Source organism: Rhizobium sp. P1_B8, from assembly GCF_056406515.1.
Genome location: NZ_JBFTZZ010000008.1, coordinates 120,686 through 142,875, shown reverse-complemented (window position 1 = coordinate 142,875; position 22,190 = coordinate 120,686). Strand labels below are relative to the sequence as shown.

Below are 22,190 nucleotides of genomic sequence, written 5' to 3'. Positions count from 1 at the left end.
GGATGCCGCCATGCCGCTGACCCTTTCGCTCAATACCAATCCGCTGGTGAACCGCTTCGCCGACCCAGATGATCTCATCGACACGGTTGCGCATGATTTGCGGATCCGCGACCTCCAACTGACCCACGAGTTCATCAATCCGAGCTGGCAGGCGCCGGTGATCCGCCGCCTGACGCGCACGATGAGCGCTGCGCTGACGCGCACCGGCGTACGGGTCACCTCGGGCATGACAGGCCCCTATGGGCGCCTCAACCATTTCGGACATCCGGATGCCGATGTGCGCCGCTACTACATCGAATGGTTCAAGACCTTTGCCGACATCACCGCCGATCTCGGCGGCCACTCGGTCGGCACGCAATTTGCGATCTTCACCTATAAGGACTTCGACGATCCGGCCAGACGCGAGGAACTGATCAAGATCGCGATCGACTGTTGGGCCGATGTCGCCGAGCATGCGCGCGTCGCAGGCCTCGCCTACATGTTCTGGGAGCCGATGAGCATCGGCCGCGAGTTCGGCGAGACGATCGGCGCCTGCCTGTCACTGCAGGAGCGGCTGACATCCGCCGGAATGGCCATCCCGATGTGGATGATGGCGGATATCGATCATGGCGACATCACCTCCGCCAATCCCGACGACTATGACCCCTACGCCTGGGCGCGGGCCGTCCCGCTGGTATCGCCGATCATCCACATCAAACAGAGCTTGATGGACAAGGGCGGGCACCGGCCCTTCACCGCCGAATTCAACGCCAAGGGCCGCATACAGCCGGCACCTCTGCTGCAGGCGCTGGCCGAAGGTGGGGCGAAGGACAATGAAATCTGCCTGGAACTCTCCTTCAAGGAACGCGAGCCGAACGATCGCCAGGTCATCCCGCAGATCGCCGAAAGTGTCGCCTTCTGGGCGCCGCACATCGACACCGGCGTCGCTGACTTGAACATCTGAGGCGGAGATCTTTAAAAGGCAGCACTGCGATACGGCGGAATCGCCGCATGACCTTCGAAAAGGAGCCGTGATGACGGACGCCGATGATACCCTTGCCGTGCGTGCTGCCTGGCTTCACTATGCCGGTGGCCTGACGCAGTCCGACGTCGCACGCCGCCTCGGCGTGCCGTCGGTAAAGGCCCATCGCCTGATCGCCAGAGCGGTCGCCGATGGCGTCGTCAAAGTTACCATCGACGGGGATATTGTCGAATGCGTCGAGCTGGAAATGCGGCTTTCGGAACGCTTCGGGCTTCAATATTGCGAGGTCGCACCCGATCTCGGCGAGGAAGGCTTGCCGCTCCGCGCACTCGGCCATGCCGGCGCCGGCTATCTCAAGCGCGAGATTGAGCGCGGCGACAATACGGTGATCGGCCTTGGTCATGGCCGCACGCTTTCCGCCGCCGTCCAATATATGCCGAGGGTGAGCGCGAAGAACCTGCGTTTCGTCTCGTTGCTTGGCGGCCTGACACGAAACTACGGCGCCAATCCCTATGACGTGATGCATCGCATCGCCGAAAAGACCGGCGCCCATGCCTATGTCATGCCGGTTCCCTTTTTCGCCAATACCGGCGAGGACCGTGAAGTGCTGAAGGCGCAGCGTGCCGTCAAGGAGGTCTTCGACCTTGCTAATAACGCCGACCTGAAGCTCGTCGGCCTGGGAACTGTCGATGCCGAGGCGCAGCTTGTTTTGTCCGGCATGGTTGAACCCGGTGAAATTGACGACATTGCCGCGGCAGGCGGCGTCGGCGAAATCCTCGGACATTTTTTCGACGCCGATGGCCACATCCTCGATACCGCGCTGACGGCGCGCACGCTCTCTGCGTCTTTCCCCAAGACCAAGAAAGAGCGGCTTGTGGCGCTGGCGGGCGGACAGGCGAAAGTGGCGGCGATCCGGGCAATTCTGAATAGCCGCCGTCTTTTCGGGCTGATCACCGACGAGCGAACCGCGCAGGCTTTATTGAAGTAGCGATCGAAGGCAACAACATTTTATCGCAAAATCACATGATTTATGTTGATAATCACGTATATTCTGTTATCTTAACATCAAACGAGGGTGGAGAGCAGGATGAGGCGGGAAGAGCGGCAGCAGTTGATCGTCAACCTGCTCGTCGAAAACAAGACCGTCGATCTCGACGACCTTGCCGATCGCTTCACCGTGTCAAAAATGACGATCCATCGCGATCTCGACGATCTCGAGCAGGCGGGCGTCCTGCGCAAGGTTCGCGGCGGCGCGACCATTGATGCCGGAACGCAGTTTGAAAGCGACTTCCGCATTCGCGAGCGCCAGGGCAACGAGGCCAAGCTGGCAATGGCTGAGACCGCGCTGGAGCTGGTCGAGCCGGGGATGACGGTGATGGTAAACGACGGCTCGATGGCGGCCGTTCTCGGCGAAATGCTGCTGCAGAAGCGGCCGCTGACGTTGATCACCAACAATGCGGCGATCATGGAGCGGCTGAAAGGCGAAACCGGCATCACCCTGATCGCACTTGGCGGCATCTATTCGGCGAAATTCAACGCCTATCTCGGCGTCGTCACCGAGGAGGCACTGTCGCGGCTGAGGGCCGACATTGCCTTCATTTCAACGCCTGCCGTCAGTGGCAGGCTCGCCTATCACATGGATGACAACGTCGTGCGCGCCAAGCGGGCGATGATCGCGTCATCGACCAGGACCTGTCTTCTGGTCAATCATCAGCGCATCGGCCACACCGCCCTGCATGTCATGGCGGATCTGGCCGATTTCGACGCGATTATCACCGACAGCGCACCGGATGCTGCTGTCCTGGAGGAATTTGAGCAGGCGGGCATTACGCTCACCATTGCATCAACGCAGGATCCGACATGACCGAAAAGCCGCACTTCTGGATTGGCACCAGCTGGAAGATGAACAAGACGCTTGCTGAAGCCGAGCATTTCGCCCGCGGTCTAGAAGCTGCCGATGCCGCGCGCGACCCGCGTATCCAGCGCTTCGTCATTCCGTCTTTCACGGCGGTGCGCGAGGTCAAGGCGATGCTTGCCAAGACCTCGGTGAAGGTCGGCGCTCAGAACATGCATTGGGCCGACCAGGGCGCCTGGACCGGCGAAGTCTCGCCGGTGATGCTGAAGGACTGCAATCTCGATCTCGTCGAGCTCGGCCATTCCGAGCGGCGCGAACATTTTGGAGAGACCGACGAGACTGTGGGTCTGAAGACCGAAGCGGCCGTTCGCCACGGTCTCATCCCGCTGATCTGCATTGGCGAGACGCTTTCCGACCGCGAAAGCGGAAAGGCTGCCGACATCCTCGCGGTCCAGGTGCGCGGCGCGCTTTCGAAACTTTCGGGCGCCCAAAAGGCTGCCGAAATCCTGCTGGCCTACGAGCCGGTCTGGGCGATCGGCGAGAAGGGCATCCCGGCGAGCGCAGATTATGCGGATGCCCGCCAGTCTGAAATCATCGCCGTTGCCGAAGCTGTGCTCGGCCGGAAGATCCCCTGCCTTTATGGCGGGTCGGTCAACCCGCAGAACTGCGAAGAACTGATCTCGAGCCCGCATATCGACGGGCTCTTCATCGGCCGTTCGGCCTGGAATGTCGAAGGCTACCTCGACATTCTGGCCAGATGCGCCGCCAAACTCTGAGGAGAAAGACAATGAAGCTTGCCATTGCAGGAGACAGCGCCGGCGAAGGCCTCGCCAAGGTTCTGGCCGACCATCTGAAGGACCGTTTCGACGTGTACGAAGTCTCGCGCACGAGCGCCGGTGCCGATCCTTTCTACGCCAACCTCTCGGACCGCGTCGCCTCAGGCGTCATCGACGGCACCTACGACAAGGCGATCCTCGTTTGCGGCACCGGCATCGGCGTCTGCATCTCGGCCAACAAGGTTCCGGGTATCCGCGCCGCCCTGACGCACGACACCTATTCTGCCGAGCGTGCAGCACTTTCCAACAATGCGCAGATCATCACCATGGGAGCCCGCGTCATCGGAACCGAGCTGGCAAAGTCGATCGCCGATGCGTTTCTTGCCCAGACCTTCGACGAGAACGGCCGCTCTGCCGGTAACGTCAAGGCCATGGATGATCTCGACGCGAAGTACAGCGCCCGTTGAAGAATGCTGAGGGTGATTGCCGGGCCGGAGCGCGTTCGATGTCACTGAGGCCTTACCGGGACGACCAACGCGACGATTGCTCGGCCAATCCAGATCCGGCAGCGATTTCGGGACTTGGAATACGGGAGGCATCGACGCGTTAAGTCCTTGAATCGAGATTCGTTTCGACTCGGAACAATCAGCCGCGTGATTTGGTTGAGTCGCGTTGTTGCCATCGACGCGAAGAAGAAGCAGATGAAAAAGCCGAGCAGGGCACCCGGGGAGGTGTTAGACCTGATCATGAAGCACCCGCGCCGCCCAATACTGCCCTTGCTTGGCGAGTCACAGTCGAAGCTGCACTCTCGTCCGATCCGCAAGCGCGATCCTGACCAACCCAGTCTGCCGTTCGATCCAATGCCGCTGCGCGTCGAGCCTTGCCTCGCGCTGCTGAAGCCGACCGTGCCTGTGGGGCCGGACTGGCTCTACGAGGTGAAGTGGGACGGCTACCGCTTGGCAATCCACATCGAGCCGAAGGGCGTCCGGGTGATCACCCGCGGCGGGCATGACTGGACCCACCGTTTCCCCATTATTGTCGCGGCAGCAAAAGAGCTTGGGGTAACCACTGCCATCCTCGATGGCGAAGCGGTTGTGCTCGATGATCAGGGCCGGTCGGATTTTGGCGCCCTGCAGCGTTCGCTCGGCGGGCGGGGCGGCAAGCGGGTGTCAACCGAGTCGATCCTCGTCGCCTTCGACCTTCTCTATCTCGACGGGCACGATCTCACTAGCACCGAGCTTGACGTACGCCGGCACCTGCTTGAAGACCTTATACCGGAAGGCGGCGATCAGGCGATCCGCATTTCCGAAGAGCTAGAACTGCCAGCCGAAGACCTTCTCGAGCACGCCTGCCATCGTCATCTGGAAGGCATCGTTGCCAAGCATCGCGACCGCCCCTACCGCAGTGGCTGCACGGGCGACTGGCTGAAAATAAAATGCGTCCAGAGCGAGAGCTTCATGATCGTCGGCTATGAGCAGTCGGCATCCGCCCGTGGTGGCATCGGCAGTCTGCTGCTGGCCGGCAGACAAGGCTTCGACTGGGTTTACCTGGGGTCGGTCGGGACAGGTTTCAGTGCCAGGGATGCTGAAGAGCTGAAAAAGACGCTCGACCGATTGAAGACGAGCCGGCCGGTCATTCCCCTGAAGGGCAAACGCCTCGTCTTCGTGCAGCCAACGCTGATCGCTGAAATCGAGTTTCGCGGCTGGACGGATGATGGCAATCTCCGCCATGCCTCCTACAAGGGGCTGCGCGAGGTTCAGGACAATGCCGCTGTTTTCGACATGAAAGGCATCTTGGGCCGTTGAGGACAAACGATTATCAGCTTTCCCCTTTGAGCGGGAATTCGACCCTAACCGCTGCCTATCATCGCCGACGGATCCGGTCGTCTCTGCGAAGTCGCCGACCGGTCTCTGCCGCCGGCACGCTGGCGATCGAGCCGGTCGGCTAAATCGCCGTTTCGTAAGACAAGATAAATAGTCGACGAAGCAGCCGACATCACGTATGCCGCTCATATGTCGCTCCGACAGGCAATAGAAAGTGACAACGATGACAAATCCGCCCCGCCGACCTGTCAATCCAATGGATGCCGCCGAAGCGCTGTTCAAACCCGCGAAGAAGAAGCTGGAACAAGCTGTCGAGCGGCCGGCGTTGCCGAATACCAAGGAGCTGGTTTCGCTGAAGATCGACAGCGATGTGCTGGCCTTTTTCCAGGAAAATGGCCCTGGCTGGCAGGATCGGATCAATGATGTATTGCGGGCCGCGATGAAGAACAGGGTCTGACCCTGTTGCACCCGAGCCGCGCCGCCGGCCGATGCATGGCCGGCTTCATCTATCCTAATGTATTGCTTTAAGGCAATTCGCCGCCAATCCTAGGCAACTGTTCGAGCCGCGGATAGGCACTCCGCATGCCAGGCATTAGAGCGCTCGCAAGGTGATCGTGTTGATCGACAGGCTGGATTTCCTCGTCTTCTCCGCGCCCATCCATCGCTACGGGTGGTCGCTGTGATGCCGAATGGACTGCACCGGCTTCTCCGCAGCGGCGTTGTCCATGTTCTCTTCGCCTTTTTGGCAATGGGCAGCTGGGCGGTTTTCGCCAATCGCGCGCACGCCATGCCATTGCCGCTCTATGCCGGCCTTGTGCAGGGTGCGATATCCGCCTGCCTGACACTTTGCCTGAAATCTGTGATCGACTGGCTTTCAAAGCGCTTCGTCGGATCGGTACGATTTTGGGCGCCGCCTCTCATTGCTTGTCTCGGCTCAGCCAGCATTCTCGTGGCGATCCATGCGGCGACCGGTACACCGGAAATACTCAAGACCATCGCATTTCCGCTGCTCGTATCGACGAGTTACGCGGCAATTTACAATTATTCGATCTCGGCAAGACGAGGTTTCGATACATGATGGGAACGCCACTGATCCATTTAAGCTGCGGACACGCCTATCGTTCCTACCGGGCGTGCCCGCGCTAGGCTCTCACTCCTTCACCGCCCCGGTCATCGATGAGACGTAGTAGTCCACGAAGAACGAGTAGAGGATGACCACCGGGAGCGAGCCGAACAGCGCACCTGCCATCAGTGCTCCCCATTCGAAGACATCGCCGYGCACCAATTCGGTCAGCACCCCGACCGGAATGGTTTTGTTTTCCGACGACTGGATGAAAGTCAGCGCATAGATGAATTCGTTCCAGGACAGCGTGAAGGCGAAGATGCCGGCTGAGATCAGCCCTGGCACCGCGAGCGGCAGGATAATCTTGGTGAGAATCTGCCATCTATTGGCGCCATCCACCAGTGCGCTTTCCTCCAGCTCGAATGGGATCGACCGAAAATAGCCCATCAGCAGCCAGGTGCAGAAGGGAATGAGGAAGGTCGGGTAGGTGAAGATCAGCGCCAGCCGCGAGTCGTAGATCCCGAGCTTGAAAACAATGAAGGCAAGCGGGATGAAGAGGATCGACGGCGGCACGAGATAGGCAAGGAAGATCACCAGGCCGACTGAACGCGAGCCGGTGAAGCGCACACGCTCGATGGCATAGGCGCCGAAGACCGAGGCTACCAGCGAGAGAAAGGTGGAGCAGACCGCCACCAGCATCGTGTTCCACAGCCAGCCCGGATAGGACGTCTCGAAGAACAGATATTTGATATGATCGAGCGTTGGCCCGACCACCCAGAAGGGGCTGTAATTGCTATAGTCGGTCAGCTGCTCGTTCGGCTTCACTGCGGTGATCGCCATCCAGTAGAACGGGAAGAGCAGCACGAAGACGAAGACGGCCATCGGCAGGTAGAGCATAACGATCCGCCGCGGCAGCCGGTTCAGATAGCTCATGCCTTCGGCATTGTCGGTCACGACCTGATCGGCGGCGTTTGAATTTATCGACATCATCACTCTCCCTAACCCCAATTTGGCCCTAGCCGTGGCCCTAATCCTGGCCGCCCTGCTGCCATTTGCGCCGTTGCAGGCCGAAGAAGCTGAACATGATCGCGCCGAGCAGGAAGGGCACCATGGCGACGGCGATGGCCGCACCCTCGCCCAGCTGACCGCCCGGAATGCCGCGCTGGAAGGAGAGCGTCGCCATCAGATGCGTCGCGTTGACGGGTCCCCCCTTGGTCAGCACGTAGATCAGCTGGAAATCCGTAAAGGTGAAGAGCACCGAGAAGGTCATCACGACGGCGATGATCGGCGTCAGCATCGGCAACGTTACATAGCGAAAACGCTGCCAGCTCGTGGCGCCGTCGAGCGAAGCAGCCTCCTGCAGCGACGCCGGTATCGTCTGCAGGCCGGCAAGCAGCGAGATCGCCACGAACGGAATGCCGCGCCAGACATTGGCGACGATGACGGATATGCGCGCATTGATCGGATCGCCAAGGAAGTTGATCGGTCCGCTGATCAGCCCCAGCTGCATCAGCGACCAGGAGATGATCGAAAATTGGGAATCATAGATCCACCAGAAGGCCAGCGCCGAAAGCACCGTCGGCACGACCCAGGGAAGCAGCACGATTGCCCGGAAGAAGGATTTGAACGGCAGGTGCTGGTTGAGCAGCATCGCCAGCCAGAGGCCGAGCGCGAATTTCAGCACCGAGGCGACGGAGGTATAGAGAATGGTGTTGAAGACCGATAGCCAGAAGACGCTGTCGTCCATCAGGAACTGGTAGTTCTCCAGCCCGATGAAGATGCCGTCGCGGCCGATCCTTGTATCGGTGAAGCCGAGCCAGACGCCGAGCCCCAGCGGATAGGTGAGAAAGCAGACGAGGAACACGGCCGCCGGCAGCATGAACAGGAAGCCGAGCACATTGTTGTTCTGCAGGAGCGAAGAGATCGGCCCACGCCTGTCCTCCGAATTCACCATCGACATTGCCTATCTCCCAGATTGCGTTTGAACTCGCAGAGGACTTGCGGCATGCCGAGGGCCGGCACACCGCTTGCTTTGAGGCGTGGCTCAGACGCGATAGTAGCGGTTTGCCCGGCGTTCAGCTTCCTTCATCGCATCTTCGGGCGACATCTGGCCGGTGACGGCCGCCGCATACATGTCGACCAGAACGTAGTCGGCCATGGTCGCTGCCGAGGCATAACCGAGTGGGCCGGCATAGCCGTTCGGACGCAACTTTTCCGAGGCGCGCGCATAAGGCGCGTGGATCGGGTCGGATGTCCAGATCGGGTTCTTGGCGAAAGCCTTGAGCGGCTGGCAGCAATAGGCGCTTGAGCCCTGGATCCAGGCATTCATCTGGTCGGCTTCCATCATGAACTTGATGTAGGCCTTCGCCGCTTCCGGATATTTGGTGTGCTTGAAGAGAAGAAGCGAACTCGTCTGGCAAAGCTCGACGCTCTTGCCGACAGGACCGATCGGGAAGTTCGTCGTGCGGATGTCCTTGGCGATCTCGGCGAGCTTCGGGTCGTTCTTGGCGGTGTAATAGACCGAGACGCCGTTGGCGATCAGCGAGACCTGGCCAGCGAGGAAGGCGCGGTTGTTGTTGACGTCCTGCCAGCTTTCCGTGCCCGGAATGAAGGTCGCGTAGAGCTCCTTGGCATAGTTGATTGATGCCAGCGTTTCCGGGCTGTTGATCGTCACCTTGCCGCTTTCGTCGACCATCATGCCGTTGTGGCTCCAAAGCAGCCAATGGGCGTAGTTGTTGCCGTCGCCGACGGCCTTGCCGTGCGGGAAGCCGGCCGGCGTGCCCTTGGCTTTCATCGCCTTGCAAAGCTCGAGGAAGCCTGCGGTGTCTTTCGGGAACTCGCTGAAACCGGCCGCCTTGACGTGAGTGTCGCGATAGACCACAGCATTGCCGATTGCGGTCAGCGGCATGGCGATGAAGGTGTCGCCGCGCGCGGCATAGCCCTTCACACCGTCATACCAGCCGCCATACTTGTTGCCGAGATAGTTGGCGAGCTCGGTCAAGTCGACCAGCTTGTCGGGATATTGGTGGGCGTCATCGAACCAGCACATGATGAGGTCCGGGCCGGAGCCGACATTGGCCGCAACGGCCGCCTTCGGGCGGATATCTTCCCAGCTTTCCTTGTCGATGCGTACCTCGACGCCGGTCGCTTCGGTGAATTTCTTGGTGTTGGCAAGCCAGGCCTCCTCGTCGCCCTTGACGAAGGGTGTCCAGCGCAGCAGGCGAAGGCTGGCGCCGCTTTCTGGCGTATAGGTCGGTTCGGCCTGCGCTAGGGATGGCCGAATGCCCAGGCCGGCGGCGCCGGCGACGGCAGCCGAGGCGGCAAGAAAGTCACGTCTCTTAATCCTCATGATATTCCTCCTCTTCAAACAGCGGGGGCGAACTCTCCGCCATTCACCTCCCGCTTGGTGAACGACGGTCCTTGCATCCCTGGACCAGGGTGCAGCCGACCGGCGGGTGACGGGGGCTCCTCCGCCCCCGCGCAGCCGCCGGACGGCGTCAGTCGGTCAATCTCCGGCCGCTCTCGGCATCGAAAAGATGAACATGTGCGGCGTCGATCGCAACGCGCAGGGTCTCGCCTGGTCGCGCGCTGACGCGTTCGCGGAAGACACAGCTGAGATCGCTGCCGCCGAGCCTGAGGATGAGATGCGTCTCATAGCCGGTCGGCTCGATCACCACGATTTCACCGGCCAGGCCATTGGCATCGAGCAGGATGTATTCCGGGCGAAGCCCGTAGACGAGGTCGCGGCCCATGGCGTCGGCCGGCGGATTGGAAACTGGGAGCGCCGTGCCGTCAGGCGCCTTGAAACTTGTCGGGTTTTCGGGGTCGAGCCTGCCCTTGATCATGTTCATCGCCGGTGAGCCGATGAAACCGCCAACAAAGAGATTGGCGGGTTTGTCGTAGAGTTCGAGCGGCGTGCCGATCTGCTCGACGACGCCGTCATGCATGACGACGATCTTGTCGGCCATGGTCATGGCCTCGATCTGGTCGTGGGTGACGTAGACCGTCGTCGTTTTCAGCCGCTGGTGCAGTTCCTTGATCTCGGCGCGCATGGCGACGCGCAGCTTCGCATCGAGGTTGGATAGCGGTTCGTCGAACAGGAAGACTTCCGGATCACGCACGATCGCCCGCCCCATGGCGACACGCTGGCGCTGGCCGCCGGAAAGCTGGCGCGGATAACGGTCGAGCAATTTGTCGAGACCCAGGATGCCGGCCGCATATTTCACCCGCTTTTCGGCTTCCGCCTTCGGCGCCTTGTTCAGCATTAGCGAGAAGCCCATGTTCTGCTGCACCGTCATATGCGGATAGAGCGCATAGTTCTGGAACACCATGGCGATGTCGCGGTCCTTGGGCGGCAGCGTGTTGACGACACGCCCGCCGATCTTGATCTCACCGCCGGAAATGTTTTCAAGTCCCGCCAGCATCCGCAGAAGAGTGGATTTGCCACAACCCGACGGGCCGACCAGGATCACGAACTCCCCGTCGGCAATGTCGATATCCACGCCTTTGATGACCGGAAATGCCCCAAATGATTTCCGCACATCCGCGAATTGAACGCCTGCCATACTCACTCCTCCCAGAAATCGAGCGCTACATGCTATCTATTTGTATTTTCGTATATCTTGGCCGCGGCCGTCATCTCCTCTAGGCCCTCGGCCGCTTCAATCCCGCATCTGTGGGCCTGCCCGGTCGGGATTTTCCTCCCATGCAACGGCGTTAGCCCAGTTTGATCTCATCCGGACGCACCCGGAGCGTCTTCGTCGAGGTAGACCTCAATCAACTCGTCGACGGTGGTTTCGGCGACGAAACCCAGTTGCGTCGCGCGTTCCGGCGCAAAGGACTTCGGCCATCCGTCAACGATCTTTTCAATGACCTCGTCGCGGCGACGATCAATCAAGTCCGCCGCCTGGGGACCAGCAGCGCGGCTCAAGGCGGCAATCTGGTCGGCAACGGTGGCGGCAACGCCCGGCATGGTGAGCGTGCGCCGAACACCCAGCGCCGATGTGTCGAGGGTCGCAGCATGGATCAGGAATTTGACGGCAGAACGCGGGCTCGCCAGCCAGTGTTTGACGGTCTCTTCGACCGGAAGAACAGCCCGCTGGCCCGCGAGCGGTTCACGAAGGATTCCAGAAAAGAAGCCCGATGCGGCAGCATTCGGTGCGCCAGGCCGGATGACGATGGTCGGCAACCGAATTCCGACGCCGTCAATGAAGCCGCGCCGCGAATAGTCGGCAAGCAGAAGCTCGGATATCGCCTTCTGGACTCCGTAGCTGGTGAGAGGTGCGAGCACGTAATCGTCGGGAATGGGATCGGGAAACGGCGAGCCATAGACCGCGATCGATGAGGAGAAAACGAACCGGGGAACATAGGCTTGGCGGGTTCCTTCCCGACGGATCGCTTCCAACAGCGCTCGCGTGCCATCGAGATTGACCCGATAGCCGAGGTCGAAATTGCGCTCGGCTTCGCCGGAAACGATGGCGGCGAGATGGAAGATCACATCGGCCCGGCGAGCCGCGAGGGCTTCCGCCGCACCGCTTTCGGAAATGTCGGCAGCCAGTGCTTCCACCGACCCGGAGACGCCGGCGGGTACCGGCGGCGCCGTGACATCGACGAGCGTCATGCGCGTGATCGCATGGCCGCCGAGCGAGCCGCTGCGCCCCAGTGTGGCAGCAAGCTTCCGGCCGATCATTCCTCCCGCCCCGATAATGAGAATATGCATCGTGTTTCGCCTCCCTGCGAGCTACGAAAAGAGCAGCTTGGTCGTCGTATAAATACGGGTTTCGTGGACCGCGAAGGCAGCGGCTGCGGCATCCGGATCCCGCGTCTCCAAGCCGGAGAGGATCATCTGGTGATCGGCGATGCTGGTGGCGATACTGCCAGGCTGCGATACAACGCGCCTTCGGTGGCTCAGAAGATAGGAATAGAGGTCGGCGGCCATATCAGCCAGCACCGCGTTGCCGCTGGAGCGGTAGATAGCGGTGTGAAATTCCCGGTCACATATCAAAAAACGAACAGGATCGTCACAGGCGGCTTCCTGTGCTGCGATCGACTTGTGGAGATAATCAAGGGTTGAAGGCTCCATCTTGAGCGTGGCAGCCCTGACGACCTGTGCTTCGATAAGAAGACGCGCCTCATGAACATTGTCGAGACTGTAGGCCGCGATGTCGCGATACCGCGCAGCCTGGACAGCCAGTTCGCCGACGTCTTCTGATGCCACCACCGTGCGTGTTCCGTGCACAACCGAGAGAATGCCGTGGGTGGAAAGGATAAGGATCGCGCCCCGGACGGTCTCGCGGCTGACCGAGAGTGCGGAGGCGAGTTCACGTTCGCTGGGCAGCGGATCGCCCACTTTAAGGATGCCGGTGGCAATGAAGGTCGCAATCTTCTGGACGACGAAGTCTTTCATCGACTTCTTCGGCGCTCCACCGAGCGCTGCAACGTCGTCTTCGAGCATTGCTCGAACATCCATTGCCTTTGCCCTCCCCCGCGCTCAGGTCTACTGGTCCGGTTAGTGGACCAGTAGACCTGAGCTGACCAGGGTTGTCAACGCTTCATGGGCATGCGGTAACGTCGGGAATAGGCAAGCCGAGAATTTCGGCATGTTTACAAAGCTTCTGCCAAGGTGCATCGCCGACCGGCACGCCCTGTTCCAACGCCAAGCGGCGCTTTCCTGCTGCACTGTCGCCCGGCATGCGAACGGGGCCATTGTTCCAGGGCGCCGGAGGATTGCTGCGACAGGCAGAGGCGAGAAAGTCAGACTGCGCCGTGAAGGCATCCAGCCCGGCGAAAAAGGCGGGGTCAATGACCTGAAGGAAGGCGCTTTGCGAAAACACACCGGCCGGCGCGTTCGCCCGTCCCTTGCCTGAAAGCCCCTGCCCCAGCAATTCGACGATCAGCCCGAGCCCAAAGCCCTTGTGGCCCTTCAACTGACCGCCGAGAGGCATCATCGTCCCACCACGTTCGGTCACCTCGCGCGGATCATCGGTCGGCTCGCCTGCGGCGGTGAAGGCCCAAGCCTCCGGAAATTTCTTGCCGGCCTTGGCCAGGTTTTGCGTCATGGTCGTGGTGGTGATCGAGGCCGAGACGTCGATCAGGATCGGATCCGCGGATGTCGGGAAACCGGCAGCCATCGGGTTGGGCGTCAGGAGCGGCTTCGTGCCGCCATAGGGCGCAACGCGGCTTGCAGCGGGATGCGACACCGACAGCTGCACGATGAGGCCCCGTTCGGTCACCTGCCGCATGAAGGCTGAAAGAGCGCAGGTATGGTGGCAGTTGCGGATCGCGGCGGTAACGACGCCATAATCGCCGACGCGTTCGCAGACCTGGTCGATCGCCTTGGTCAGCAGCCATGCGCCAGGCAAGGATTTGCCGTCCCAAACAAAGGCCGCGCCGCGGTCATTGACCACCTCATAGCTGCCCGACTTCGCCAGCGAACCGTCTTCCAACGCCTCGACATACCAGTTCAGAAGGCTGACACCATGCGTTTCGTGGCCGATCATGTCGCCCTCCACCAGGACGGCGGCAGTCGTTTCGGCCTTGTCGGGCTCCATGCCCGCACGGGTCAATATCTGCTCGGCGAATTGGGTCAGGGCAATGCGGTCAATCAGGGGCATAGCTATCCCTCCGTCATGTCATGGAAAGCACGGGCCGCTATTTTCGGGCGACCCGTGCCTAAATTCTGCGAACCGGCTTACTTGAAGCGGATCTGCGACAGCTGCAGTTCGGAATTCGTCGCGATCGTCGGCTTGAAGTCGAGACGCGGCGAGACGCGGGTGAACCCCACCATGTGAAACATCGGGATGTCCGCGATGATCTCGGTGTTCACTTTGGCGAACAGCTCCTTCCAGAGCTTTGTGCGTTCGTCGCCGGTGGCAGACGTCGCCTTGGCGATCAGCGCGTCGACAGCGGGATCCCGGACCATGGAGTGGGAGCCGTCGGTCGCGTATTTCACGAATGCAGTGAAGACCGGATCGCCGGTCGCATTATCGTGCTGCGACTGGGTCAGCGTCGGTCCGGAATCGGCGACAAAGGGTGCAACGAAGTAGCCGTTCCACACGGAAACATCATACATGTCGAGCTTCACATTCAAGCCGACTTCCTGAAGCATTGCCATCATCGCTTCCATCGCTTCGGTGGCGTTTGGATATTGCCCGTTGCGACCGATGATGCGGATCTCGCGATCGACCGGAACGCCGTCAGCTTTCGCCGCTTCGACCAGTGCTTTCGCTTTTTCGGAATCATAGGGCCAGGCGGGGATATCGGGATTGTAGCCGATCGTTGTGGGTACGACGAGCTGCGTCGCTATCTTCGCCTGTTCGGGAAACAGCGTTCCGAGCATCGCCTGACGATCGATAGCGAGGTTCATCGCTTCGCGGATGCGCCGATCGTTAAGGGGTGCTGCGCGCGTATCGATGCGCAGCGATGTCGTTTCGGAATTCGGATAGGCGAAATCGGTTTCCTTGTTGGTGGCATCCTGTACGGATACGGCCGGAACGATATCGGCTTCGCCGGCATCGACCATGGCCGCAGCAACGGCGCTGTCGGAGCGGAACAGATAGGTCGCCTGTTCAACCTGCGGCTTCTCGCCCCAATATTCCGGATTGCGCTTCAGCACGATCGACTGGCCGATATCCCATTTGTCGAAGGTATAGGGTCCGGTGCCAATCGGCTTGCGGGTGAATTCGTCGGCTGGTGTCGCCTCGGCCGATTCCACACCCATCACCGTCATCAGAAGCGGAAGAATGGGTTGCGCCGGCTTTGTCGTAATGCGGATCGTGTTGGCATCCGGCGTCTCGAAGCTGAACTCCGTGCCGCCGAAATATTTGCCGCCGGTCTCACAGCTGAGCTTCTTGTTCTTGTTGCGCTCGATGGTGAACTGGACATCTTTGGCGGTGAACGGCTTGCCATCGTGCCATTTGACATTCGGGCGCAGCTTGAACTCCCAGGTGTCGTCGTCGATCTTCGACCATTCCGTCGCCAGGCGGGGTTTGAGGCCGCCATTGACGTAGTCGAATTCCACCAGCATCTCGTTGACGTTTTCAGAAATGACCCGGCCGACGTCCTGGCGCGCTGCCATGCAGGGCTCGACGACATCGACGGTTTCGGCAAGCACAACAGTGACGTTGCTCTTGGCATCCTCAGCGTGAGCCGAGCCAGTGCTCAGCGCGAGCACCGTTGTTGAAAAGCAGGCAGCTAACAAATGCAACTTCATATCGTTCTCCTCCCATGCGCCTTTGGCGCTCCTCACAGTGAACTGCGTCCCGTTTCCGGTGCCCCGGCATCTATCTCCTCAGTAGTTTCGCAAAAGCACAAGTGCACTAATATACTAGTTAATGACGGCCTTCAACCCTGACGCTCCGAAGCGCGGAGCCTTCAACCGTGGCTGGGATGCGAAATTTTACCTTGCCGAAGCAATCAGTTCGCGCATCATCTCGACTTCCTCATCGGTAAGATCCGTCAGCGGCGCCCGCACCGGTCCCGCCTCGAAGCCGCGCAAACGCACGCCTGCCTTGACCGCGGAAACCGCATAACCGGCCTTGCGATCGCGGATACGGGCAAAGGGATAATAGAAATCGCGCAGCATCTGCTCACAGGCCGCGTCGTCACCGGCAAGGAATGCCTTGTGAAATTTCAGTGCCGTTTCAGGCACGAAATTGAAGACCGCCGAGGAATAGGTCGGCATGCCGGCTCCGCGATAGGCCTGGGCAAACAGTTCATGTGTCGGCATGCCGCCAATATAGGAAAGCCGGTCCCCGAGCGCGATCGTGACACGGCGCACCGTATCGATGTCGCCGGTACCGTCCTTGAAGCCGATCAGATTTGGGCATTCGTCGGCAAGCTGAGCAAGCTGCTCGGCTGAAACCCGCGCCTGGCCACGATTATAGACGATAACGCCCATATTGGTGGCCTTGCAAACGGCTCGTACACGCGCGGCAATGCCATCTGCCGGCGCCTCGGTCAGGTAATGCGGCAGCAGAAGAATGCCGTCGCCACCTGCTGCCTCGATCTCGCGAGCCATGTCGCAGGCAATGCGCGTGCCGTAGCCGCATCCGGCAATAACAGGCGCATCGCCGGACACGGCGCGGGCGGCCTTTACCACCTCAACCACTTCGCCTGGCGTCAGCGAGAACAGCTCACCGGTGCCGCCGGCAACGATCAGGCCGGCAACGGGGTAGGATGACAACCATTCCAGATGCGCTGAAAACGGCCTGGGGGCAAACCGGTCCTCGGCATCGAAAGGGGTGACGGGAAAGGACAGCAGGCCGTTGCGAATGATCTCGCGAAGTTCCGTCGGGGCGATCAATTTTATACTCCTCGGTTTCAGTTGCGCAGGTCTTGCGGCAATAGGTCGGCGGGGAAATTCTGATAGGCGACGGGGCGCAGAAACCTGCGGATCGACATGGTCCCGACGCTGGTCGCGCCGAAATTGGTCGAGGCCGGATAGGGTCCGCCATGCACCATGGAATCGACAACCTCGACGCCGGTTGGGAAGCCATTGACCAGCAATCTGCCCGCCTTCCTTTCAAGGATCGGCAGCAGGTCGCGGGCAAGGTCAAGATCGGCGTCGTCCATGTGGATCGTCGCGGTCAGCTGTCCCTGAAAGCTTTCGGCAAGGGCGACCATCTCTTCAGGCGAGCCGACGCGCACGACAAGGCCGAGAGGGCCGAACACCTCTTCGCTGAGCGAGTGATCGGCAAGCCAGGCCGAGCCGTTGGTCTCGAACAGGTTCGGCGCTGCGTCGCGGCCGGCATTCTCTGCGGTGAGAACCGGCGCGACCGCATTGCTTGCCCGCATCCGGTCGACACCTTCGTGATAGGCGGTGGCGATGCCTTTGGTCAGCATCGTCTGCGGTGCCACCTTTTCAAGAGCCGACTTGGCAGCACGGGTGAACTTGTCCGCCTCCGGCCCGTCGACGACGACGGCGATACCAGGGTTGGTGCAGAACTGGCCGGCACCAAGCGTCAGTGAACCGGCCCAGCCAGAACCGATTGCCTCCGCCCGGGCAGCGGTAGCGGCCGGCAGCAGGAACATCGGATTAACGCTGCCGAGTTCCCCGAAAAAGGGGATCGGCTCAGGGCGCTGGGCGCAAAGGTCGAAGAGCGCACGACCGCCGGCAAGCGAGCCGGTAAAGCCAACGGCTTTGATGGCCGGATGCGTCACCAGAGCCGTTCCGACATCACGGCGGCCCCCCTGGATCAGGCTGAAGACGCCGGCCGCCATTCCAGTGCGCTCGATCGCGGCTGCAATCGCTTCGGCAATGATCTCACCTGTGCCGGGATGGGCTGAATGTCCCTTCACCACGACCGGGCAGCCCGCCGCAAGCGCGGCCGCCGTATCACCGCCGGCCGTCGAGAATGCAAGCGGAAAATTCGAGGCGCCGAATACGGCGACCGGCCCGATCGGCCGTTGTACCAGACGGATCTCGGGCCGCGGCGCCGGTTGCCGATCGGGTTGGGCCGCATCGACGCGGGCGTCAAGATGCGCGCCCTTGCGGATATGGTCGGCAAACAGTCTGAGTTGGCCGGTGGTGCGAGCGCGTTCGCCGTTGAGCCGGCCCTCTGGAAGCCCGGTTTCCTGCGTTCCGATGAGGGTGACGGCCTCGCCGCGCTTGTCGATCTCCTCGGCGATTGCCTCAAGGAAGATGGCGCGTTCCTCGCGTGTCGTTGCCGAAAATGCTGCAAAAGCAGCTTCGGCAGCGCGGCAGGCGCGGTCGACCAGTTCCGTTGTGCCAACAGCAAAGTCATGTGCCTGCCCATGCGCCGGCTCGGAGCGAAATGTCGTCGTTCCGGCGATCCACTCGCCGGCGATGAAATGCCTGCCTGAAGGGGTCCAGCTCATTGTTATTCTCCTCGGCGGAGCCTCGCTCCGTCCTGATGCGTGAAGTGTTGTTCAAGATGCGCCGCCTTAGAACTGGATGATTTTAGGCCAAGTCGGCCTAAAACGTGAATCCTGTTCTAAATTAAAGAGTTAGAGCATGATGTCGTCCGAAAACCGCTCACACCTTTCGGCATCATGCTCTAGCGGCCATTCACCTTCCGCCATTCGGCAAAGAGCGTCAGATTGCTTTCGTCGGTGGCCGGGTAGAGGCCAATGATCGTGTGGCCTTGCTTGACGCGCTCGGTGACGAAATCCTCGTAAGCGGTCATCTCGACCGCTTCATCGGCGATCTCGTCGGCGATCTCGGCAGGGATGACGATCACACTGTCGTCGTCGCCAACCATGATGTCGCCCGGGAAGACCGCAACATCCCCACAGCCTATCGGCACATTAATGTCGATTGCCTCGTGGAGCGTGAGGTTCGTCGGGCTGGAGGGACGATTGTGATAGGCGGGAATATCAAGGCCGCCGATCGTCATGGCGTCCCGGAAGCCGCCATCGGTGACGACGCCGGCGCCGCCGCGCATCATCAGGCGGGTAATCAGGATGTCGCCGGCAGAGGCTGCGCGCGGATCCTTGCGGCTGTCCATCACCAGAACAGAGCCTTCCGGGCAAGTCTCGATGGCAAGCCGTTGCGGATGTTTCGGGTTCCGAAAGACGTTCATCGCGTTGCGGTCTTCGCGCGCCGGCATGTAACGCAGCGTGAAGGCCGGTCCCACCATATTGCGGCCCTTCGGCTGCACCGGCCGAACATCCTGGACCGTCTGGTTTCTCAGGCCGCGCTTGAACAGCGCCGAACAAAGCGTCGCGACGGAGACACCCATCAGTTTTTCACGGGTTGCGGGGTTCATATTTCCTTCTCCTCGTTCTCGTTCAGACGCCGAAGCCGCGGGTTTCCACGGTCCAGTCACGGGTTTTGCCCGTCAGGCTGCAACCAAGCCCCGGACGGGCCGGCACGATCATCCGACCGTCCTTGATATCGAGTTGTTCGTTAAACAGTGGCGCCAGCCAATCGAAATGCTCTACCCACGGCTCATGCGCATAGGCGGCGGCCAGGTGCAGATGGATTTCCATGGCGAAATGCGGCGCCAGGCGCATACGTTTCGCCTCGGCGTGCGTGCAGATGCGCAAAAAGGGCGTGATGCCGCCCACCCGCGGCGCATCCGGCTGAATGAAGTCGACGGCATCGGCCCGGATCAGCGTCATGTGCTCGTCGGCGCTTGCCAGCATTTCGCCGGTGGCGATCGGCGTGGCGAGTTCGCGTGCCAGTGCCGCATGGCCCTCGGCATCATAGGCATCGAGCGGCTCTTCGATCCATTCAAGATTGAGCGGCTCCACCATCCGGCCGAAGCGCAAGGCCGTCGTGCGGTCCCATTGCTGATTTGCATCGACCATCAGCGGAACACGGCCATCGATATGGCTGGTCACGGCATCAAGCCGGCGAAGGTCGATCATCGGGTCCGGCTGTCCGACCTTGATCTTGATGCCGCCGATACCGGCGGCGATCGAACGGTCGATGGCATCGCGGATTTCCTCGACGCTTGATGACAGGAAGCCACCGGAAGTGTTGTAGCAGGCAACACTGTCGCGATGGGCGCCAAGCAGTTTTGCAAGCGGCAGGCCGGCGCGTTTCGCCTTCAGGTCCCAGAGGCAGATGTCGATGGCGGCGATTGCCTGGGTTGCAATGCCGGAGCGGCCGACCGAGGCCCCGGCCCAGCAGAGCTTGTCCCAGATGCGCGCGGTATCGTTGGGGTCTTCGCCAATCAAGTTGTCGGCAAGCTCGCAGGCATGTGCATAAAGGGCAGGTCCGCCTGCCCGCTTCGAATAACTGAAACCAAGCCCACTATGGCCAACCTCGGAGACGATCTCGCAAAACAGAAAAGCCACCTGGGTCAGCGGCTTCTGCCGGCCCGTCAAAACCTTGGCATCGCTGATCGGCCGCGCCAACGGCAGGTAAACGAGCGACAGGGTGACCGATCGGATAGCGTCCAGCTTGGACGGACCGGCAGCGAAGCCAGCCTTGGGCGGCTGTGCGGGGATCGTGCGTCGATTGGGATCAAACATCGTGGTGCCTCAGTTGATAGCCGGTTCCGGCGTCTTGCCGCCGAATTCCGTCGTCAGGAAATCAAAGTCGCAGCCTTTGTCTGCCTGCTCGATATGGCTGGAGAACATAAAGCCGTAACCGCGCTCGTAATGCCGCGTCGGCGCCACCCAGGCGACCCGCCGCGCTGTCATTTCTTCTTCGGAAACCAGCATATTCAGACTGCGTGCCGGAATATCGAGCTCGACCATGTCCCCCGTTTTCAGCAGTGCCAGAGGCCCGCCAACATAAGATTCCGGTGCGACATGCAGCACGCAGGCGCCAAAACTGGTTCCGGACATGCGGGCGTCCGAGATGCGTACCATGTCGCGCAGGCCGAGCTTCAACAGCGCCTTCGGCATCGGGATCATGCCCCATTCCGGCATGCCCGGTCCACCCTGCGGGCCGGCATTGCGTAGAACGAGAACCGTGTCCGGCGTCAGCGGATAGTCGGGATCATCGATGATCTTCTTCATCTCCGCATAACTGTCGGCGACCAGCGCCGGGCCGCAATGGCGATGGAATTTCGGGTCGCAGGCCGCTGGTTTGATAACTGCGCCGTCGGGACACAGGTTCCCCTTGAGCACGGCCAGCGAACCTTCGTGATAGACCGGGTTCGACAATGGCCGGATAACGTCGTCATTGTAGATCTTCACCTGGTCGAGACCATCCACCAAGGGTTTTCCCGTCACGGTAATCGCGGTTGGATCCAGCCTGTCGCCAAGCTGCTTCATCAAGGCGCGCAGGCCACCCGCATAAAAGAAATCCTCCATCAGGTAGGTCGAACCAGAAGGCCGGATGTTGGCGAGAACCGGCGTCGTGCGACCGATGCGATCGAGATCGTCGAGCTCCAACGGGACGCCGGCGCGCCGCGCCATGGCGATCAGGTGAATGATGGCATTGGTGGAGCAGCCGGTCGCCATAGCAACCGTGACGGCATTGTCGACGGCCGCCGGAGTGATGATCTGATCCGGCGTCAGATCCTCCCACACCATATCGACGATGCGGCGGCCACAGGCCGCCGACATGCGCTGGTGGTTGGCGTCGGCTGCCGGGATCGAGGATGCGCCCGGCAGCGTCAACCCCATAGCCTCTGCGATCGCCGTCATCGTCGACGCCGTGCCCATGGTCATGCAATGGCCATAGCTGCGGGCGATTCCGCCTTCGATGCCCTGCCACTCCTCCTGGGTGATTGTGCCGGCGCGCCGCTCATCCCAGTATTTGAAGCCGTCGGTGCCGGAGCCCAGCGTCTTGCCGGCATAGTTGCCGCGAAGCATTGGGCCGGCGGGCAGATAAATGAAGGGAATGCCCATGCTGACTGCGCCCATGACAAGGCCGGGTGTCGTCTTGTCGCAGCCACCCATCAGAACGGCGCCATCGACAGGATGGCTGCGCAGCAGCTCCTCGGTCTCCATCGCCAGCATATTGCGGTAGAGCATCGTCGTCGGCTTGACGAAGTTTTCGGAAAGGGAAAGAGCAGGCAGTTCCATGGGGAACCCACCCGACTGAAGAATTCCGCGCTTCACCCATTCGGCGCGTTCACGGAAATGCATGTGGCACGGCTGGGCATCGGACCAGGTGTTGATCACGGCAATGATCGGTTTTCCCTGCCAGTCCTCCGGTGCGTAACCCATCTGCATGGTCCGGGACCGGTGGCCGAACGAGCGCTGATCATCCGGCAGCATCCATCGGGCCGACCGCAATTGCTCGTAGGTTTTCCTTGCGGTCACGGCTCTCTCCCACCTTTTCGCTTGT

At 60.9% G+C, this 22,190-nt stretch carries 21 protein-coding genes; 8 read left to right on the top strand and 13 right to left on the bottom strand.

All coding sequences use genetic code 11. The features are described 5' to 3' along the window. The first annotated feature begins 10 nt into the window (after positions 1–10). The 8 genes from AC1D2N_RS12880 (at position 11) to AC1D2N_RS12845 (ending at position 6,493) form a co-directional block, all read left to right on the top strand. Positions 11–943 carry a TIM barrel protein gene (locus AC1D2N_RS12880; protein ID WP_018245672.1) on the top strand — a complete coding sequence of 311 codons (933 nt, stop codon included), beginning with the start codon at positions 11–13 and terminating at the stop codon, positions 941–943. Between the two features lie 70 nt (positions 944–1,013). Then, positions 1,014–1,949 carry a sugar-binding transcriptional regulator gene (locus AC1D2N_RS12875; protein WP_018245671.1) on the top strand — a complete coding sequence of 312 codons (936 nt, stop codon included), beginning with the start codon at positions 1,014–1,016 and terminating at the stop codon, positions 1,947–1,949. Between the two features lie 99 nt (positions 1,950–2,048). Beyond that, entirely contained in the window at positions 2,049–2,825 is a 777-nt protein-coding gene (locus tag AC1D2N_RS12870) for a DeoR/GlpR family DNA-binding transcription regulator (protein ID WP_018245670.1), read from the top strand. Further along, entirely contained in the window at positions 2,822–3,592 is a 771-nt protein-coding gene (locus AC1D2N_RS12865) for a triose-phosphate isomerase (RefSeq protein ID WP_018245669.1), read from the top strand. Before AC1D2N_RS12870 ends, AC1D2N_RS12865 begins: the two co-directional genes overlap by 4 nt. Before the next feature lie 11 nt (positions 3,593–3,603). Then, on the top strand, positions 3,604–4,059 hold the full coding sequence (gene derI / locus AC1D2N_RS12860) for a D-erythrulose-4-phosphate isomerase (protein ID WP_003562478.1): 456 nt from the start codon (positions 3,604–3,606) through the stop codon (positions 4,057–4,059). A 279-nt stretch (positions 4,060–4,338) separates the two neighbouring features. After that, on the top strand, positions 4,339–5,397 hold the full coding sequence (gene ligD / locus AC1D2N_RS12855; RefSeq protein ID WP_477981392.1) for a non-homologous end-joining DNA ligase: 1,059 nt from the start codon (positions 4,339–4,341) through the stop codon (positions 5,395–5,397). A 241-nt stretch (positions 5,398–5,638) separates the two neighbouring features. Continuing rightward, entirely contained in the window at positions 5,639–5,872 is a 234-nt protein-coding gene (locus tag AC1D2N_RS12850) for a BrnA antitoxin family protein (RefSeq protein WP_018245667.1), read from the top strand. 225 nt (positions 5,873–6,097) lie between these two features. Next, a complete protein-coding gene (locus AC1D2N_RS12845) occupies positions 6,098–6,493 on the top strand; it encodes a hypothetical protein (protein ID WP_032981510.1) in 396 nt (131 codons plus the stop codon). A gap of 72 nt (positions 6,494–6,565) precedes the next feature. On the opposite strand, the gene AC1D2N_RS12840 is transcribed toward AC1D2N_RS12845, so the two are convergent. The 13 genes from AC1D2N_RS12840 to araD all read right to left on the bottom strand — a co-directional run bounded on the left by AC1D2N_RS12840 (position 6,566) and on the right by araD (position 22,165). After that, complete coding sequence (locus tag AC1D2N_RS12840) at positions 6,566–7,465, bottom strand: carbohydrate ABC transporter permease (protein ID WP_477981382.1); 900 nt, start codon at positions 7,463–7,465, stop codon at positions 6,566–6,568. Between the two features lie 40 nt (positions 7,466–7,505). Next, positions 7,506–8,438 carry a carbohydrate ABC transporter permease gene (locus tag AC1D2N_RS12835; RefSeq protein ID WP_003550789.1) on the bottom strand — a complete coding sequence of 311 codons (933 nt, stop codon included), beginning with the start codon at positions 8,436–8,438 and terminating at the stop codon, positions 7,506–7,508. Between the two features lie 84 nt (positions 8,439–8,522). Beyond that, positions 8,523–9,827, bottom strand: a complete 1,305-nt coding sequence (locus AC1D2N_RS12830; RefSeq protein ID WP_018245664.1) for an ABC transporter substrate-binding protein — start codon at positions 9,825–9,827, stop codon at positions 8,523–8,525. 148 nt (positions 9,828–9,975) lie between these two features. Further along, positions 9,976–11,043: an ABC transporter ATP-binding protein gene (locus AC1D2N_RS12825; protein WP_018245663.1), complete on the bottom strand. Its 1,068-nt coding sequence runs from the start codon at positions 11,041–11,043 to the stop codon at positions 9,976–9,978. Positions 11,044–11,210: 167 nt separating this feature from the next. After that, positions 11,211–12,197 (bottom strand): D-erythronate dehydrogenase, encoded by a 987-nt coding sequence (gene denD / locus AC1D2N_RS12820; protein WP_018245662.1) that lies wholly within the window; start codon positions 12,195–12,197, stop codon positions 11,211–11,213. A gap of 21 nt (positions 12,198–12,218) precedes the next feature. Then, entirely contained in the window at positions 12,219–12,947 is a 729-nt protein-coding gene (locus AC1D2N_RS12815) for a FadR/GntR family transcriptional regulator (protein ID WP_018245661.1), read from the bottom strand. Positions 12,948–13,029: 82 nt separating this feature from the next. Then, positions 13,030–14,091: an Ldh family oxidoreductase gene (locus AC1D2N_RS12810; RefSeq protein ID WP_018245660.1), complete on the bottom strand. Its 1,062-nt coding sequence runs from the start codon at positions 14,089–14,091 to the stop codon at positions 13,030–13,032. A 77-nt stretch (positions 14,092–14,168) separates the two neighbouring features. Then, positions 14,169–15,689, bottom strand: a complete 1,521-nt coding sequence (locus AC1D2N_RS12805) for an ABC transporter substrate-binding protein (protein WP_018245659.1) — start codon at positions 15,687–15,689, stop codon at positions 14,169–14,171. 186 nt (positions 15,690–15,875) lie between these two features. Then, complete coding sequence (locus AC1D2N_RS12800; RefSeq protein WP_018245658.1) at positions 15,876–16,781, bottom strand: 5-dehydro-4-deoxyglucarate dehydratase; 906 nt, start codon at positions 16,779–16,781, stop codon at positions 15,876–15,878. A gap of 17 nt (positions 16,782–16,798) precedes the next feature. After that, positions 16,799–18,316, bottom strand: coding sequence for an aldehyde dehydrogenase (NADP(+)) (locus AC1D2N_RS12795; RefSeq protein WP_018245657.1), 1,518 nt, complete (start codon positions 18,314–18,316; stop codon positions 16,799–16,801). 179 nt (positions 18,317–18,495) lie between these two features. Beyond that, entirely contained in the window at positions 18,496–19,206 is a 711-nt protein-coding gene (locus AC1D2N_RS12790; protein WP_018245656.1) for a ribonuclease activity regulator RraA, read from the bottom strand. A 22-nt stretch (positions 19,207–19,228) separates the two neighbouring features. Continuing rightward, positions 19,229–20,419: an L-talarate/galactarate dehydratase gene (locus AC1D2N_RS12785; RefSeq protein ID WP_018245655.1), complete on the bottom strand. Its 1,191-nt coding sequence runs from the start codon at positions 20,417–20,419 to the stop codon at positions 19,229–19,231. A gap of 9 nt (positions 20,420–20,428) precedes the next feature. Next, positions 20,429–22,165 (bottom strand): L-arabinonate dehydratase, encoded by a 1,737-nt coding sequence (gene araD, locus AC1D2N_RS12780; protein WP_018245654.1) that lies wholly within the window; start codon positions 22,163–22,165, stop codon positions 20,429–20,431. Positions 22,166–22,190: the final 25 nt, after the last annotated feature.